Source organism: Winogradskyella damuponensis (genome assembly GCF_039538385.1).
Classification (GTDB): Bacteria; Bacteroidota; Bacteroidia; order Flavobacteriales; family Flavobacteriaceae; genus Winogradskyella; species Winogradskyella damuponensis.
On sequence record NZ_BAABCB010000015.1, the window covers coordinates 220,857 to 235,506 of the forward strand.

Annotated in this window: 12 protein-coding genes; 4 read left to right on the forward strand and 8 right to left on the reverse strand. The window is 32.9% G+C overall.

Going from position 1 to position 14,650, the window contains the following annotated elements; genetic code table 11:
- The first annotated feature begins 38 nt into the window (after positions 1 to 38).
- Together ABD730_RS06790 and ABD730_RS06795 are read left to right on the forward strand one after the other, a co-directional pair.
- A complete protein-coding gene (locus tag ABD730_RS06790; RefSeq protein WP_334467252.1) occupies positions 39 to 425 on the forward strand; it encodes a BlaI/MecI/CopY family transcriptional regulator in 387 nt (128 codons plus the stop codon).
- Complete coding sequence (locus ABD730_RS06795; RefSeq protein WP_344713488.1) at positions 418 to 1,860, forward strand: N-acetylmuramoyl-L-alanine amidase; 1,443 nt, start codon at positions 418 to 420, stop codon at positions 1,858 to 1,860. Before ABD730_RS06790 ends, ABD730_RS06795 begins: the two co-directional genes overlap by 8 nt.
- Positions 1,861 to 1,952: 92 nt before the next feature.
- Here the strand turns inward: ABD730_RS06795 and ABD730_RS06800 are convergent, their stop codons facing one another.
- The 5 genes from ABD730_RS06800 to ABD730_RS06820 all read right to left on the reverse strand — a co-directional run bounded on the left by ABD730_RS06800 (position 1,953) and on the right by ABD730_RS06820 (position 8,362).
- The gene (locus tag ABD730_RS06800) at positions 1,953 to 3,761 is read right to left on the reverse strand and encodes an acyl-CoA dehydrogenase family protein (RefSeq protein WP_344713490.1); all 1,809 of its coding nucleotides are present in this window, start codon (positions 3,759 to 3,761) and stop codon (positions 1,953 to 1,955) included.
- Between the two features lie 40 nt (positions 3,762 to 3,801).
- The gene (locus ABD730_RS06805) at positions 3,802 to 4,158 is read right to left on the reverse strand and encodes a four helix bundle protein (protein ID WP_344713492.1); all 357 of its coding nucleotides are present in this window, start codon (positions 4,156 to 4,158) and stop codon (positions 3,802 to 3,804) included.
- A 61-nt stretch (positions 4,159 to 4,219) separates the two neighbouring features.
- Positions 4,220 to 5,410, reverse strand: coding sequence for an acetyl-CoA C-acyltransferase (locus ABD730_RS06810; protein WP_344713494.1), 1,191 nt, complete (start codon positions 5,408 to 5,410; stop codon positions 4,220 to 4,222).
- 86 nt (positions 5,411 to 5,496) lie between these two features.
- Positions 5,497 to 7,905, reverse strand: a complete 2,409-nt coding sequence (locus tag ABD730_RS06815; RefSeq protein ID WP_344713496.1) for a 3-hydroxyacyl-CoA dehydrogenase/enoyl-CoA hydratase family protein — start codon at positions 7,903 to 7,905, stop codon at positions 5,497 to 5,499.
- A gap of 1 nt (position 7,906) precedes the next feature.
- Positions 7,907 to 8,362 (reverse strand): MarR family winged helix-turn-helix transcriptional regulator, encoded by a 456-nt coding sequence (locus ABD730_RS06820; protein WP_215925346.1) that lies wholly within the window; start codon positions 8,360 to 8,362, stop codon positions 7,907 to 7,909.
- A gap of 171 nt (positions 8,363 to 8,533) precedes the next feature.
- Between ABD730_RS06820 and ABD730_RS06825 the strand changes: the two genes are divergently transcribed.
- Together ABD730_RS06825 and ABD730_RS06830 are read left to right on the forward strand one after the other, a co-directional pair.
- The gene (locus tag ABD730_RS06825; RefSeq protein ID WP_344713498.1) at positions 8,534 to 10,489 is read left to right on the forward strand and encodes an LTA synthase family protein; all 1,956 of its coding nucleotides are present in this window, start codon (positions 8,534 to 8,536) and stop codon (positions 10,487 to 10,489) included.
- A 4-nt stretch (positions 10,490 to 10,493) separates the two neighbouring features.
- Positions 10,494 to 11,060 (forward strand): dual specificity protein phosphatase family protein, encoded by a 567-nt coding sequence (locus ABD730_RS06830; RefSeq protein ID WP_344713500.1) that lies wholly within the window; start codon positions 10,494 to 10,496, stop codon positions 11,058 to 11,060.
- Positions 11,061 to 11,075: 15 nt separating this feature from the next.
- Here the strand turns inward: ABD730_RS06830 and ABD730_RS06835 are convergent, their stop codons facing one another.
- The 3 genes from ABD730_RS06835 to ABD730_RS06845 form a co-directional block, all read right to left on the reverse strand.
- Positions 11,076 to 12,116, reverse strand: a complete 1,041-nt coding sequence (locus ABD730_RS06835) for a response regulator transcription factor (RefSeq protein WP_344713502.1) — start codon at positions 12,114 to 12,116, stop codon at positions 11,076 to 11,078.
- A gap of 3 nt (positions 12,117 to 12,119) precedes the next feature.
- Positions 12,120 to 12,560, reverse strand: coding sequence for a hypothetical protein (locus ABD730_RS06840; RefSeq protein WP_334467268.1), 441 nt, complete (start codon positions 12,558 to 12,560; stop codon positions 12,120 to 12,122).
- Between the two features lie 115 nt (positions 12,561 to 12,675).
- Positions 12,676 to 14,451, reverse strand: a complete 1,776-nt coding sequence (locus tag ABD730_RS06845) for an AMP-dependent synthetase/ligase (RefSeq protein ID WP_344713505.1) — start codon at positions 14,449 to 14,451, stop codon at positions 12,676 to 12,678.
- Positions 14,452 to 14,650 lie beyond the last annotated feature (199 nt).

Here is a 14,650-nt window from a genome sequence, read left to right on the forward strand (position 1 = left end):
TTCTTTATTACTACATTTGTAGTATTAAAACTATAATTGTGGATATAAAACAACTGAATAAATCTGAGCTTCAAATCATGAAGTATTTGTGGATGCTTGAAAAAGGATTTATGAAAGACATCGTCGAGAAATTTCCTGAGCCAAGGCCTGCATATACAACGATTTCAACCTTATTGAAACGTATGACTGATAAGGAATATATAGGGTTTGAGCGTTTAGGAAGAGACAAACAATATTTTCCAATTCTTAAAAAGAACGATTATTTTACGAAACAGGTTAACGGAATGATTCAGCATTTTTTTAACGACTCTAAAGCGCAATTTGCATCGTTTTTTGCCAAAAATGCCGATTTATCGGTGCAAGAATTAGAGGAACTTCAAGCGTTATTAAAGCAGAAAATGGATCAAAAGAAAGCCAATGATTAGTTATTTTATATATACCATTATTAGTCTTGGTTGCTCATATGTGCTTTATGTTCTGTTACTCAGAAAACAAAAGACATTCCAGTTTAATCGGTTTTTTCTTTTAAGCGCTTTGGTGCTATGTCTTGTGGCTCCATTTTTAGAATTTGAACTGTTTAAAGCCGTTCCAAGTATTACACAAATTCAGTTAGATAAATTTACAGAGACAGACGCTATAATAGATACTGTAGATAATGTCACAATAGGAGAGGAGGTAACTGTTAATCCTTATCGTGCTAATCCGGTTATGATTATTTATGGTTTAATTTCTCTGTTATTAATCATTCGATTTTCAAGGAATCTACATCAAATATACAAACTTACTAGATTGGAATATGAAATAATAGGTCATCTTAAATTAATAAAAATTGAGGATTCTAATATGGTGTCTAGTTTTTTTAATTATATGTTTATTCCTAAACAGCACACGTTTTCTAGAGAGGATTACGAAAGTGTTATTGCTCATGAAACCGTACATAGTAAAGAATTACATACTATAGATATTATACTATTAGAATTATTGAGTTGTGTGTTTTGGTTTAATCCATTTATCTGGTTGTATAAGAAAGCTGTTTTACAAAATCATGAATTTATTGCCGATGAAAAGTCGGTGTCATCTGGCATTAACATTGAAAATTATTCAAACACTATTATTAGTTTAGGCCAAAAGGACTACCGCGTTCCTTTAACTAGCGGATTTAATTTCATTCAAATCAAAAATCGAATTATTATGTTACATCAATCAAAATCATCAGTATTCAAACGAACTTTAAACATTATATCTGTCATTTTACTTTTTACCGGCATTTTTGTATTTAGTTCTTGTAAAAATTTAGATGATACATTATCTGGCGAGCCATTAGTTGTCGTTATAGACGCAGGACATGGAGGAAAGGATTCCGGAAATACGTCTTTCAACGTAAGCGAAAAGGATATTGTTTTAAATATTTCTAATTACCTGCAATCCCTTAGTGATGAAAAGCTGAAAATAATTACAACTAGAACCGATGATACGTTTACCTCTTTAGATGAAAGAATTACATTTATCAATAACCAAAAACCAGATTTGGTAATTAGTGTACATTGTAATGCACATTCTAATTTAGAACAGTCTGGTGTAGAAGCTTATTATTACGAAAGTGAAAATTTTGAGCGATATAGTGAATCTATGAAATATAGCTCAGTTTTAGTCTCGGCATTGATAAGACAAAGTTTTGATAATGCTAAAATTAAGCCTGCAAATTTTAAAATTATAAAAGACGTCAATAGTCCTGCTGTATTATTAGAAATAGGTTATTTAACAAATAGTATTGATAATGAAAAGCTTAATGATTTAGAACAGCAACAAGAAATTGCTCAATTTATCTACAATGGTATTTTAGAAGCTAGTGGAAAATAAGAAGTAGTGTTATTATTCAATTAAAAAAGCCAATTCAACCCCAATCATGAAAGGGAAGAATTGGCTTTTAACCATTCAACTTAACCTAAATTTTAAAAGCAATACTTGTTTTCTGCTTTTACTTTTTCTGCGATCTCAATACGTAAATCTACGATATCTGGATAGTTTGCATATTTTGTAAAACGTTTAAGTCCCATTAATAGCATACGTTGTTCATCTCCTTCAGCAAAAGAAATAATACTTTCTTTTCCTTTTTCTTCAACGATATCTACAGCGTGATATAAGTATAATTTAGCCATTGCGATTTGAGCCGATTGCTCTGCTTCGCTAGTACGCTTCACGTTTTTCTCTGTTCTTAGAATTGCCGATTCTGCCATATAGATTTCAATTAAGATGTCTGCAGCAGCAATTAATAATTGTTGGTGTTCTTCTAGTTGAGGTCCAAATTTTTGAACAGCTCCACCTGCAACCATTAAAAAGGCTTTTTTAAGCTTCTTAATCATTTCTTTTTCTTCTGAAAATAATTCAGAATAATCTGGAGTATCAAAAGACGGGATGCCCATTAATTCTTCTTGTACTTTTTGAGCAGGGCCTAATAAGTCTACATGACCTTTCATAGCCTTTTTTACTAACATACCAACAGCTAACATTCTGTTGATTTCGTTAGTGCCTTCGTAAATACGAGCAATACGAGCATCTCTCCAAGCAGACTCCATAGGAGTTTCTTCGGAGAAGCCCATGCCACCAAAAATTTGAATACCTTCATCTGCAGCATTTTGTACATCTTCTGATACAGCAACTTTTAAGATAGAACATTCAATAGCATATTCTTCAACCCCTTTAAGTTCTGCTTCTTGATGCGAATTCCCAGCCGCTTCACGCAAAGCAATGCGATCTTCAATGTTTTTTGCAGCTCTATAAGTTGCAGATTCTCCAGCATAAGCACTAGCTGCCATTTCGGCTAATTTGGTTTTAATAGCTCCGAAGTTTGCAATAGGAGTTTTAAATTGTTTACGTTCATTAGCGTAGTTTACAGCAGTAGTTAAAATACGACGTTGTGAATCTAAACAAGCCGCAGCCAATTTAATACGACCAACATTAAGCGCATTCATGGCAATTTTAAAACCTTCACCACGACCTGCTAACATATTTTCTACAGGTACAACTGTATCATTAAAAAATACTTGACGTGTAGAAGAGGCACGAATACCTAATTTATGTTCTTCTTCACCTAAAACAATACCGTTAGGATTATCTCCATCATATTCTACGATAAAACCTGTAATGTTTTTATCATCTTCAATACGAGCAAAAACAATCATCAAACTACAGAACCCTGCATTTGAGATCCACATTTTTTGACCGTTAATTTTATACGATTTTCCGTCTTCTGAAAGCGTTGCTGTTGTTTTACCAGAATTGGCATCAGATCCAGCTCCTGGTTCTGTTAAACAATACGCTCCAAACCACTCTCCAGAGGCTAGTTTAGGAACGTATTTTTGTTTTTGTTCTTCGGTACCATATAATGTAATTGGCATAGTACCAATTCCTGTGTGTGCACCAAAAGCAGTACTAAAAGAACCTGTTCCGCTTGAGATATAATCACAAGTTAATACTGTAGATACAAAACCCATTCCCATCCCGCCATAAGCTTCAGGAACGGCAACACTTAAAAAGCCCATATCACCAGCTTTACGCATTACCTCTTCGGTTAGTGCATAATCTTTAGCTTCAAAACGAGGCTTATGAGGTATGATTTCACGATCGTTAAATTCCATTACGGATTCCTTCATCATGGTTTGTTCTTCTGAAAAATCTTCAGGAGTAAACACATCTTCACAATTAGTTTCTTTTACTAAGAACTGACCTCCACGTAGGATGTCTTTTTCTGTATCTGCCATTTTTTTTGTTATTAGATTTTAAGATTTCTAGAACCAAGAATCAAGACCACTTAAGTCCGGATTTGAAACTTGAAATCATTTTTTGTATTTGTTTTATTTTGTCTTCTAATTCTTTAAATTTTTCTTCTGAAATATAGTTTTCATTAAAAGCAACATTCAGTTGTGTTTTCCATTCAAAAGCAGAGCCTAAACTGTACTCTAAATATTGAGCAAAATGTTTGTTTGAACTTTTACTTGTGCCTTCCGATATATTTGAAGGAATAGACACAGCGCATCGATTCATTTGACTCGTTAATCCATAAGTTTCAAAATCTGGAAAATCCCTAGTGATTTTATAAGATTCTGAAACTAATGCCATGCTTTCATTCCAAATTTTTAATTTCTTGAAATTATGCATAGTCTATTGTCTTTGTCGTCTTTTTATTAATCTTGACTCTTGGTTCTGAGCGTCTTAATTGTTAATTAAGGAATTCAAATATCCCACAAGCTCCTTGACCAGTACCAACACACATGGTTACAGCACCATATTTACCTTGCATATTTTGTTTACGCATTTCATCAAATAACTGTACCGATAGTTTTGCTCCAGTACATCCTAATGGGTGACCTAATGCAATGGCACCACCATTAACGTTAATAATATCTGGGTTTAAATCCAGTTCTCTGATTACCGCTAAAGATTGAGATGCAAATGCTTCGTTTAATTCAATTAAACTTAAATCATCTTGTTTTAATCCTGCTTGTTTTAATGCTTTTGGTATGGCTTTAACTGGGCCAATTCCCATAATACGAGGTTCAACACCTGCAGCAGCATAATTAACTAAACGAGCAATTGGTTCAAGATTTAATTCTTTTACCATCTCTTCACTCATTATCATCACAAAAGCAGCACCATCACTCATTTGAGATGAATTACCAGCAGTAACGCTACCTCCTGCAGCAAATACTGCTCTTAATTTTGCTAAGGCTTCTTTACTTGTTCCTGCGCGTGGCCCTTCATCTTTAGTTACGGTGTAGGATTTTGTTGCTTTCTTTCCGTTAGCATCGATATAAGTTTGCTCAACTTCAATAGGTACTATTTGATCTTGAAAACGATTTTCAGCTTGTGCTCTTAGCGCTTTCATGTGCGAGTTGTAGGCAAACTCATCTTGGTCTTCACGAGAAACGTTGAATTGTTTTGCAACAGCTTCAGCTGTATTTCCCATGCCCCAATAATAATCTTCATGACCCGCTTTTACGGTATCGTAGTTTAATTCTGGTTTAAAGCCTGTCATTGGTACCGCACTCATGCTTTCTGCACCACCTGCAATAATACAATCGGCCATTCCAGCTTGAATTTTTGCTGTTGCAATTCCAATAGTTTCAATACCAGAGGCACAAAAACGATTTACGGTTACACCAGGAACATCTACACTATCTAATCCTATTAATGAAATAAATCGTGCCATATTTAATCCTTGCGATCCTTCTGGCATAGCGTTTCCAACAATAACGTCATCGATACGTTTTTTGTCTAGATTAGGAAGTTCCTTCATCATGTGCTGAATGGTTTCAGCAGCTAATTCATCTGTTCTTTTAAAACGGAACACGCCTTTTGGTGCTTTACCAACTGCGGTTCTGTATGCTTTTACTATATATGCTGTTTTCATAATTTTAGATTTTTAGATAATTAGATAATTAGATTTTTTGATATTTTAGATTTCTAAGAGTCTAGAAATCTGAGAATCTAAGTTGTCTAATTTCTTAACGGTTTTCCTTTGGTTAACATATGTTGAATACGTTCCAATGTTTTTCTTTCGGTACAAAGAGACAAAAAGGCTTCACGTTCAATATCTAGTAGGTATTGCTCTGTTACTTTCGTAGGCTCTGATAAATCTCCACCAGCCATAACGTAGGCTAGTTTATTTGCGATTTTCATATCGTGCTCCGAAATGTAGTTGGAATCTTCCATTGAATCTGTTCCTACTAAGAACATACCTAAGGCTTGTTTACCAAGTACTAAAACATCATTTCGTTTTACAGGCTGCGTATAACCAGAATCGGCCATTAGTTTAGCGTGTTGTTTTGCGACTGCAATTTGACGGTCTTTATTGACCACAACAACATCTTTTCCTTTTTGAAGCAATCCTAAATCGAAGGCTTCGTAAGCAGAAGTTGATACTTTAGCCATACCAATAGTTAAGAAATACTCTTGTAAAACATTTAATTGTACATCTCCTTTTCTGAAGGTGTCTGATGCTCTTAAAGCCATTTCTTTAGAACCACCACCACCAGGAATTACACCAACACCAAACTCTACAAGTCCCATGTAAGTTTCTGCTGCCGCAACGACTTTATCTGCGTGTAATGATAATTCACATCCACCACCTAAAGCCATGCCGTGAGGTGCAGAAATTGTTGGGATTGATGAATAACGCATACGCATCATGGTATCTTGGAAATATTTGATAGCCATGTTAAGCTCGTCATATTCTTGTTCTGCTGCCATCATAAAAATCATGCCGATGTTGGCGCCAACAGAGAAGTTTGCGGCTTGGTTACCAACGACTAAACCAGCAAAATCTTTTTCGGCTAAATCAATAGCTTTATTTAATCCTGCGAGAACATCTCCACCAATGGTGTTCATTTTAGATTGGAACTCACAGTTAAGGATACCATCACCTAAATCTTCAATGACTACACCAGAGTTTTTAAAGACTTCGTTTGTTTTTCTGATGTTATCTAAGATGATAAAGGCATCTTGACCAGGAATTTTTTCTTGTGATTTTTTAGGAATATCATAAGCATAAGTCGCTCCATCTTTTACAGTGTAAAAAGATGTACTTCCAGAGGCTAACATCTCATTTACCCAAGCATTTGGTTCTAAACCTTCTGCTTTCATCATTTCAATTCCTTTTTCAACTCCGATAGCATCCCAAATTTGGAAAGGACCATGTTCCCATCCAAAACCGGCTTTCATGGCATCATCAATTTTATATAAATCGTCTGTGATTTCTGAAATACGATTTGAAACATAAGCAAATAAAGCAGCAAAACTCTTTCTGTAGAATTCACCAGCTTTGTCTTTACCTTTTACTAATATTTTGAAACGATCTACAACTTTATCGACCGTTTTAGTCAATTCTAAAGTAGCAAACTTTGCTTTTTTGGAAGCTCTGTATTCTAAGGTATTTAAATCTAATGATAAAATTTCAGAAGAACCATCCTCTTTTCTTACTTTTTTGTAAAATCCTTGTCCTGTTTTACTTCCTAACCATTTGTTTTTCATCATGGTATTGATGAAGTCTGGTAATTCAAATAACTCTAAACGTTCATCTTTAGGACAGTTTTCTCTGATGCCATTAGCGACATGAACTAAAGTATCTAATCCGACAACATCAACAGTTCTGAAGGTTGCTGACTTTGGACGACCAATTACGGGGCCTGATAATTTATCTACTTCCTCAATGGTTAAATCTAAATCTTTAACCGTGTGAAATAAACTTTGAATGCTAAAAATTCCGATTCGGTTTCCGATAAATGCAGGAGTATCTTTTGCGATAACAGAGGTTTTTCCTAAGAATTTTTCTCCATACTCATTTAAGAAATCTAATACCGCTTGGTCTGTTTTTGGACCAGGAATGATTTCGAACAATTTTAAATATCGTGCAGGATTAAAGAAGTGCGTACCACAGAAATGTTTCTGGAAATCGTCACTACGACCTTCACTCATAAACTTAATAGGAATACCAGAGGTGTTTGATGTAATTAACGTGCCTGGTTTACGGTATTTTTCTAGCTTTTCAAAAACTTGTTGTTTAATATCAAGTCTTTCCACTACAACTTCCATAATCCAATCTACATCAGCTACTTTAGCGATATCGTCTTCTAAGTTTCCTGTAGTAATTCGACTTGCAAAAGATTGACTATAAATAGGAGAGGGCTTCGATTTTAAAGACGCTGTTAAGGCATCGTTTACTAATCTGTTTCGTACGACTTTGTCTTCTAAAGTTAAACCTTTTGCTTTCTCTTTGTCGTTAAGTTCTCTTGGTACAATGTCTAATAATAAAACATCTACACCAATATTGGCGAAATGACAAGCGATACCGCTTCCCATAATTCCAGATCCAATAATTGCTATTTTTTTAATTCTTCGTTTACTCATCTTATTTTAAAATGTGTTCTTTTTTATTGTATATCTGTTTGTTGGAAATCATATTATTAATGATTTCTGCAACTTTGTAAAAATTTGTCAGTTCTTCTGAAGAGACATTATTTTTAATAGCCTCATTAAAGGTTAAAACCTTTTCTTTTGATAAAGCTCTTTTTTCTCTACCAAAATCAGTTAAAAAAATAAGGACTCCACGGCCATCTTCGGGATTTGGTTTACGTTCTATTAAGCCTTTGGCTTCCATAGTTTTTAAAGTTCTAGAAAGACTTGTTGCTTCCATTCCCATTTTTGGTCCCAAAGAAGTTGAAGGGGTTCCTTTTTCTGGATCAATACTCAATAATGTAAAACCTGTTGCCATAGTGGTTCCAAATTCAGACGCTTCTTCGTTGTACATTTTATTGACCGCTAACCATGTGGTTCTAAGGACGTAGTCAATGGTTTTATCTTTCATGTATAATGTTTGAAAACCAAAGATAGTAAAAAAATACTATGCATGCATAGTATTTTAGCGAAAATTGTATATAATTTTTTGATATATGGATTTTGAAGGCTTTTTAAATAATTACATTAAATTTGTCTCATTGTATTATTAACAGCATTTTGCAAATAACTACGCATTACATTGAACAACTCGGTTTATAGATTTCAAGAATATAAAGTATTTTTTTACAGACTTTTTTTAGTTTACCTTTTTTACTTCATTGCTAGAGTTTTGTTTCTTATTTACAATTTTGATTTATTGCATGTTGAGTCTGTTACAGAGTTTCTTAAAATTCAATACCATGGATTAGCATTTGACACAACAGCTATTTTATATGTGAATAGTTTGTTTTTGTTAATGTCATTTTTGCCTTTATTTATAAATACTAAAAAGAGCTATCAAAAGGTTTTATTTTATGTGTATTTTGTTACAAACCTAATTGCTTATGCCATCAATTTTGTAGATTTCATTTACTATAAATACAACTTTAGTCGTACCACGATAGTTGTTTTAGATGTGGTAAAGCACGAAACAGATAAAGGAGGTATGTTTTTTAGGTTTTTAATTGATTATTGGCATGTTTTTTTACTGTTTGTTTTGACTTCATCACTTTGGGTTTACTTATATAGAAAAGTGAATATAGCTGCTGTTGATAGATCAAAACTCACGACCAAGAAAAATTTAATTTATGTATTACAGTCGTTAGTTGTTTTTTGCATTGTAACAGTTTTAACTATTGGTGGCATAAGAGGAGGAGATTTTAAGAAGAGCACCAGGCCAATTAATCTTGTAGATGCCAATAGGCATGTTCAAAAAATAGAACAAGCAGATTTGGTTTTGAATTCTCCATTTGCTTTTATCCGCACATTCAATGCCAATTCTTTTAAAAAAGTGGGGTATGAAATGGATCAGGCAGTTGTAGACAAATATGTACAGCCAATTAAACAATATTCAAATAATCCTAAATCAAAACCTAACATTGTATTAATAATTACAGAAAGCCTTGGTCGTGAGTATTTAGGTGCTTTTAATACAGAATACAATATACCCAACTACGTAAGTTATACTCCTTTTTTAGATTCGCTAGCCGGAAAAAGTTTAATTTTTCCAAATGCTTTTGCCAATGGAAGTAAGTCAATTCATGGTATGTCTTCTATTTTATCAGGGATTCCTTCGTTTAAAGATGCGTTTACATCTTCGGCATATTCCAAACAGGAGATTCAATCTTTGGTTTCAATATTGAATAGTGAAGGTTATAATTCGACATTTTTTCACGGAGCAGCAAGAGGTTCTATGGGCTTTTTAGGCTTTAGTAACATATTGGGATTTGATTCGTATTTAGGACGTGAAGATTATAACAATGACGATGATTTTGATGGTGCATGGGGAATTTGGGATGAGCCTTTTTTACAGTATATGAAGGAGAATATTGATGATATGGAAACACCCTTTTTTACAACTGTTTTTACCGTTTCGTCTCACGAACCTTATGTTATTCCTAAAAAATATGAAGGCAAATTTCCAATTGGAAATGTCCCTATGCATCAATGTGTTGGCTATACCGATTATGCTTTTAAGCGATTCTTTGAAGAAGCTAAAAAAGAACCATGGTTTGATAATACCATCTTTATTATTACTGCAGATCATGGTAATCAGGTGTATTATAAAGACATGTATTATAAACCTATTAACCGATTTACGGTGCCAATTTTGATTTATAAACCGGACAATTCCATGGCAGGTGTTAATATGGATTTGGCACAACAAATTGATATTTATCCAACGGTTTTAGATATGATAGGGTATAAGAAGCCTTTTAGAAGTTGGGGACGAAGTTTAGTTGATTCTACAGATTCAACTAAGCCATTTACAATTAATTATGGGAGTTCACATTATCAATTTCAGATGGGAAATTATATTTGTATATTTGATGGAAAGAGAGCTAAAGGATTTTATGATATTTCAGATAAAGGCTTGAAAAACAACCTTATTGGAAACAAAAATGCTGAAATGTCTCAAATTGAAAACATTTGTAAAGCCTATGTTAAAGATTACTACGATAGAATTATCGATAAAAAACTAAGCTTAAAAAATTAAGTATATGAAGAAAAAAATAGGATTGTTTGTTTTAGCTATCGTTATCATTGGCGCTGCTAAATTTTATTATGATGTAAATTTAAACTATAATTTTAAAGCTATCTCAGAGGGTAAGGTTTATAAATCTGGAGTAATTCCTCCTGATGAGTTAGAAGATTATATTGCTAAACATAATATTAAAAGTGTTATTGATTTAAGATTTCCTGGTACTGATGATCTTGTAAACAATCCTGAGATTCCAGAACAATTAATCGTAGAAAAAGAGGCTATTGAAAAGATTGGTAATGTTAATTATTATAACGTAGGATCAAGGCAGGTGCCAGATCAACCAACAGTAGATAAGTTTTTAAAAATTATGGATGATAGTACTAATTATCCAGTTTTGATTCATTGTCACCATGGTGAAGGACGAGCTCCTTTGTTCTCTGCTATTTATAGAATGGAATATGAAGATATTCCAAATGAAGAAGCACGAGACGAAACACGTGTTTTAGTTAAGTGGAGTTCTTTTGATGATGGTAAACCTAAAGGAGAATTTGTTAAAAACTACAAGAAGCGTAGCAGTAAATAAGACTTAAATATTAATCTAATCTTTAAAGTTGATGATTTCTTTTCGAGATTTTACATTCAGTTTTTGATATATGGAACTCACGTGAGATTTTACGGTGCTTATTCCAATATTCAAGTCATCTGAAATTTCTTTATTAGATTTTCCGGCTTTTAATAAAGCATAAATTTTTCGTTCTTGTACACTAAGAGTCTTTAGAGCTAATGTTTGTTTATGAGGTCTTTTTCTTATTTTTCCGTTAATATAAAAACCTAATCCAAATGATAAAAGAATACTCAAAGCAATGAGTATTCTACTGTCGAAAGCGTTTTTTCTTTTAGGAACTTTAGACTTAAAGGTTTTGAAATATTCTGAGTCTTCGTTTTTCCACTTTTCAATAAAATTTTGATAATAGCCTGTGTTATTATCTATGTCTACCTCATATTTACTTTTTTGTAATGCATATAAAGATACTAGAGGATAGGAGCAAGTGTCTGCAATTTTTCTGAGCTGTTCATTAAAAGCATTAGTAACAAACTCGCTTTTTACTCTAGTGGCACTATAGTTGGTGCTGTCTATGAGTTTAACAATATCGTCTACTTTATCAATAATTTTATTTTTTACATCACTTTTAAAAGTTACATCGCTAAAGGTTTTATTATTGTTGAAAATTTCAATTTTAGAGGCTTTATTGGCAACGATAAAGAAATGGTTCTCCTCTTTACCTCCTATGATTATTGAGGCATCTGATGCCCCTTTTTTAGATATATGAAGTCGATATAAATTGTCATTTTTAGGAAGGTAGTCTATGTTAAATTTAAAATACCCAGAGCTATCAACATCAGATTCTGCAATAATCATACTACGAGACATGGTGTACATTTTGCTAAAATCTGAAATATGTGATAGATATAGTTTAGGCTTCCAGATGCTGTCTAAAACAATGCGACCTTCAATTTTAGGTTTATTATTTGAGAAATTCTGACTGAAAAGACTATTGCTATTAAAAAGAAGAATTAGAGTAAACGTAGCTAGTAAATTTACATAGCGATCATTAAAAGGTAGATTGGCTAGTTTCAATTTTTAGTTATGTGTTATAAATCTTGAATTAATCTTTATGGATGCATAGGTTTTTGTAGGTATTAATTTAATAATCCACTTGCCAGCGATAGGATCACTGATTATTTTTTCAATTTTACCTTCAACAAGTTCCCTATTTAGACTTTCATCATAATTTAAGGGTAATTTTTCTTTTAATTGACTTTCAACGGCAAATTCTCCTTGTTTTTCGCCTTTAGGATTGTAAATCTCTATTTTAAGACTTCCTAAGAGTACTTTACAATTAATATCGAGACCTAAGCTAGATGTTTTTTCTGTGACGTTTAAAATAATACTTTGATCTTCCTTGTCGTTGCTAGTTAGATTTATAGATCTTTTTAAATCAAAGGTAGAACTTTGAGCAATAGCAGGATGTGAAATACATAATGCAATTAGAAAGATTGAAATAGTCAATAAACGTTTCATAATATTTTAATTTAGAATTTATATTACAAAACTATTTCAAAATCACAAGTATTAAAGTTTATAGCGTATGAAAAAGGTACTAATAAAGTTTTAAAAAGGTGCTAAACCATAGTAATTACTGCTGTCTATAAATTTTGTCATAGAGTTCTTGATAGATTTCTTTTATAATTTTTCGTTTCATTTTCATGGTAGGAGTAAGGTGTCCTCCTTCAATAGACCATACATCTGATGTGAGTTCAAAACGTTTAATTTGTTCCCATTTCCCAAAGTTTTTGTTGTATTTGTCTATTTCTTTTTGAATGCGGTTAATTACAATTTCTGAAGTGGCAATTTCAGCGTCCGTTTTTCCGACACCGTTTTGTTTATGGTCAATCCAATCTCTGATAAAGTCAAAATTTGGTTGGATTAAAGCTGCAGGCATTTTTTCGCCTTCTCCAACAACCATAATTTGTTCTATAAAAAGCGACTGTTTCATGTCATTTTCTAATAGAGGTGGAATGACATATTTTCCTCCAGAAGTTTTAAACATTTCTTTTTTTCTACCTGTGATTTTTAAGAAACCATCGGCATCAATTTCTCCTTTATCTCCTGTATGAAAATAATTGTCTGTCATTACTTCATTAGTCTTTTCAGGGTCTTTGTAATATCCCATCATAACATTAGGTCCTTTTATTAAGACTTCTCCATCGTCTGCAATTTTAACTTCTACATTATCTATAGGTTTTCCAACGGTTCCCACTCTATACATTTTGTCTTTATATAAACCAACAGAAACAACAGGAGATGTTTCGGTTAGTCCATAACCTTCCATAACTCTCATTTGTGCTGCGCCAAAAACACGAGCTAATCTTGGTTGAAGTGCTGCGCTACCAGAGACCATAGTTCCTAATTCACCACCTAGTGCTTCGCGCCATTTATTAAAAATAAGTTTGTTTGCAATTTTAAGCTGAAATTCATACCACGCACCATTTGCTCCATAAGGTTCCCAGCGTTCACCTAATCTTACAGCCCAAAAAAACAAGGCTTTTTTTATACCCGTTAATTCTTCTCCCTTAAGCATTATTTTATCGAATACCTTTTCGAGCAATCGCGGTACAACACTCATTAAGTTTGGCTTTATTTCTTTAGCATTTTCACCAATTTTATCAATGCCTTCTGCAAAATAGATGGAAGTACCTGCATATTGGTACACATAAATTAAGAGACGTTCAAAAATATGACAGATAGGTAAGAAGCTTAAAATACGGTTTTCACCTTTTACTAGAGGAACTCTTGGAGAGCTGTCTAAAGCATTACTCGTAATATTCCAATGCGAAAGCATAACACCTTTAGGTCTACCTGTTGTACCAGAAGTGTAAATTATAGTAGCTAAATCTTCAGGTTTTACAGCATCTTTTCTGGCCTCAACTTCGGGTTGGTTGCTTTCATCTTTTCCTAATTCAAATAATTCAGAATAATGTTTACAGCCTTCAATATAATCAAAAGAATAGACCTCTTTAATGTTTGTATTGGCTTGAACTTTTCTAACTTTTTCTAATACTTCTTTATCCGAAACAAAACAATAGATAGATTCACTATGGTTTAATACATATTCATAATCTTCTGCAGAAATCGTAGGATATATAGGGATATTTTGCGCTCCAAGCTGAAGAATTCCAATATCCATAATGTTCCATTCAGTTCTGTTTGTGGTAGAAATTACAGCTATTTTATCATTTTTTTTAATTCCCAATCGCAACAATGCCCTACTTACTGTATTAGATTTATCAACGTATTCTTGTGTCGATATAGCTTCCCATTTACCATTGTATTTGGTAACTAGAGATTTAGGGTTAGGCTTATGTTGTAATTGGTAATAAGGAAAATCAAAAAGGCGTGTTACTTCTGTCATATTATTAAACTCTTGTTGTAGTATTACGAAAATATGAAATATATAATTAGTATCGTAGCTAAGCATATAATAAATATTATTAGATCATTTACGGTAATCCTATTAAATACATGCTGGTTTAGTGAATTATGCAGTTTTAGTCAAGTTTTTTTGTTAAAACTATATATTTTTAAGTATATTTGGTTAACCAGATTGGTTT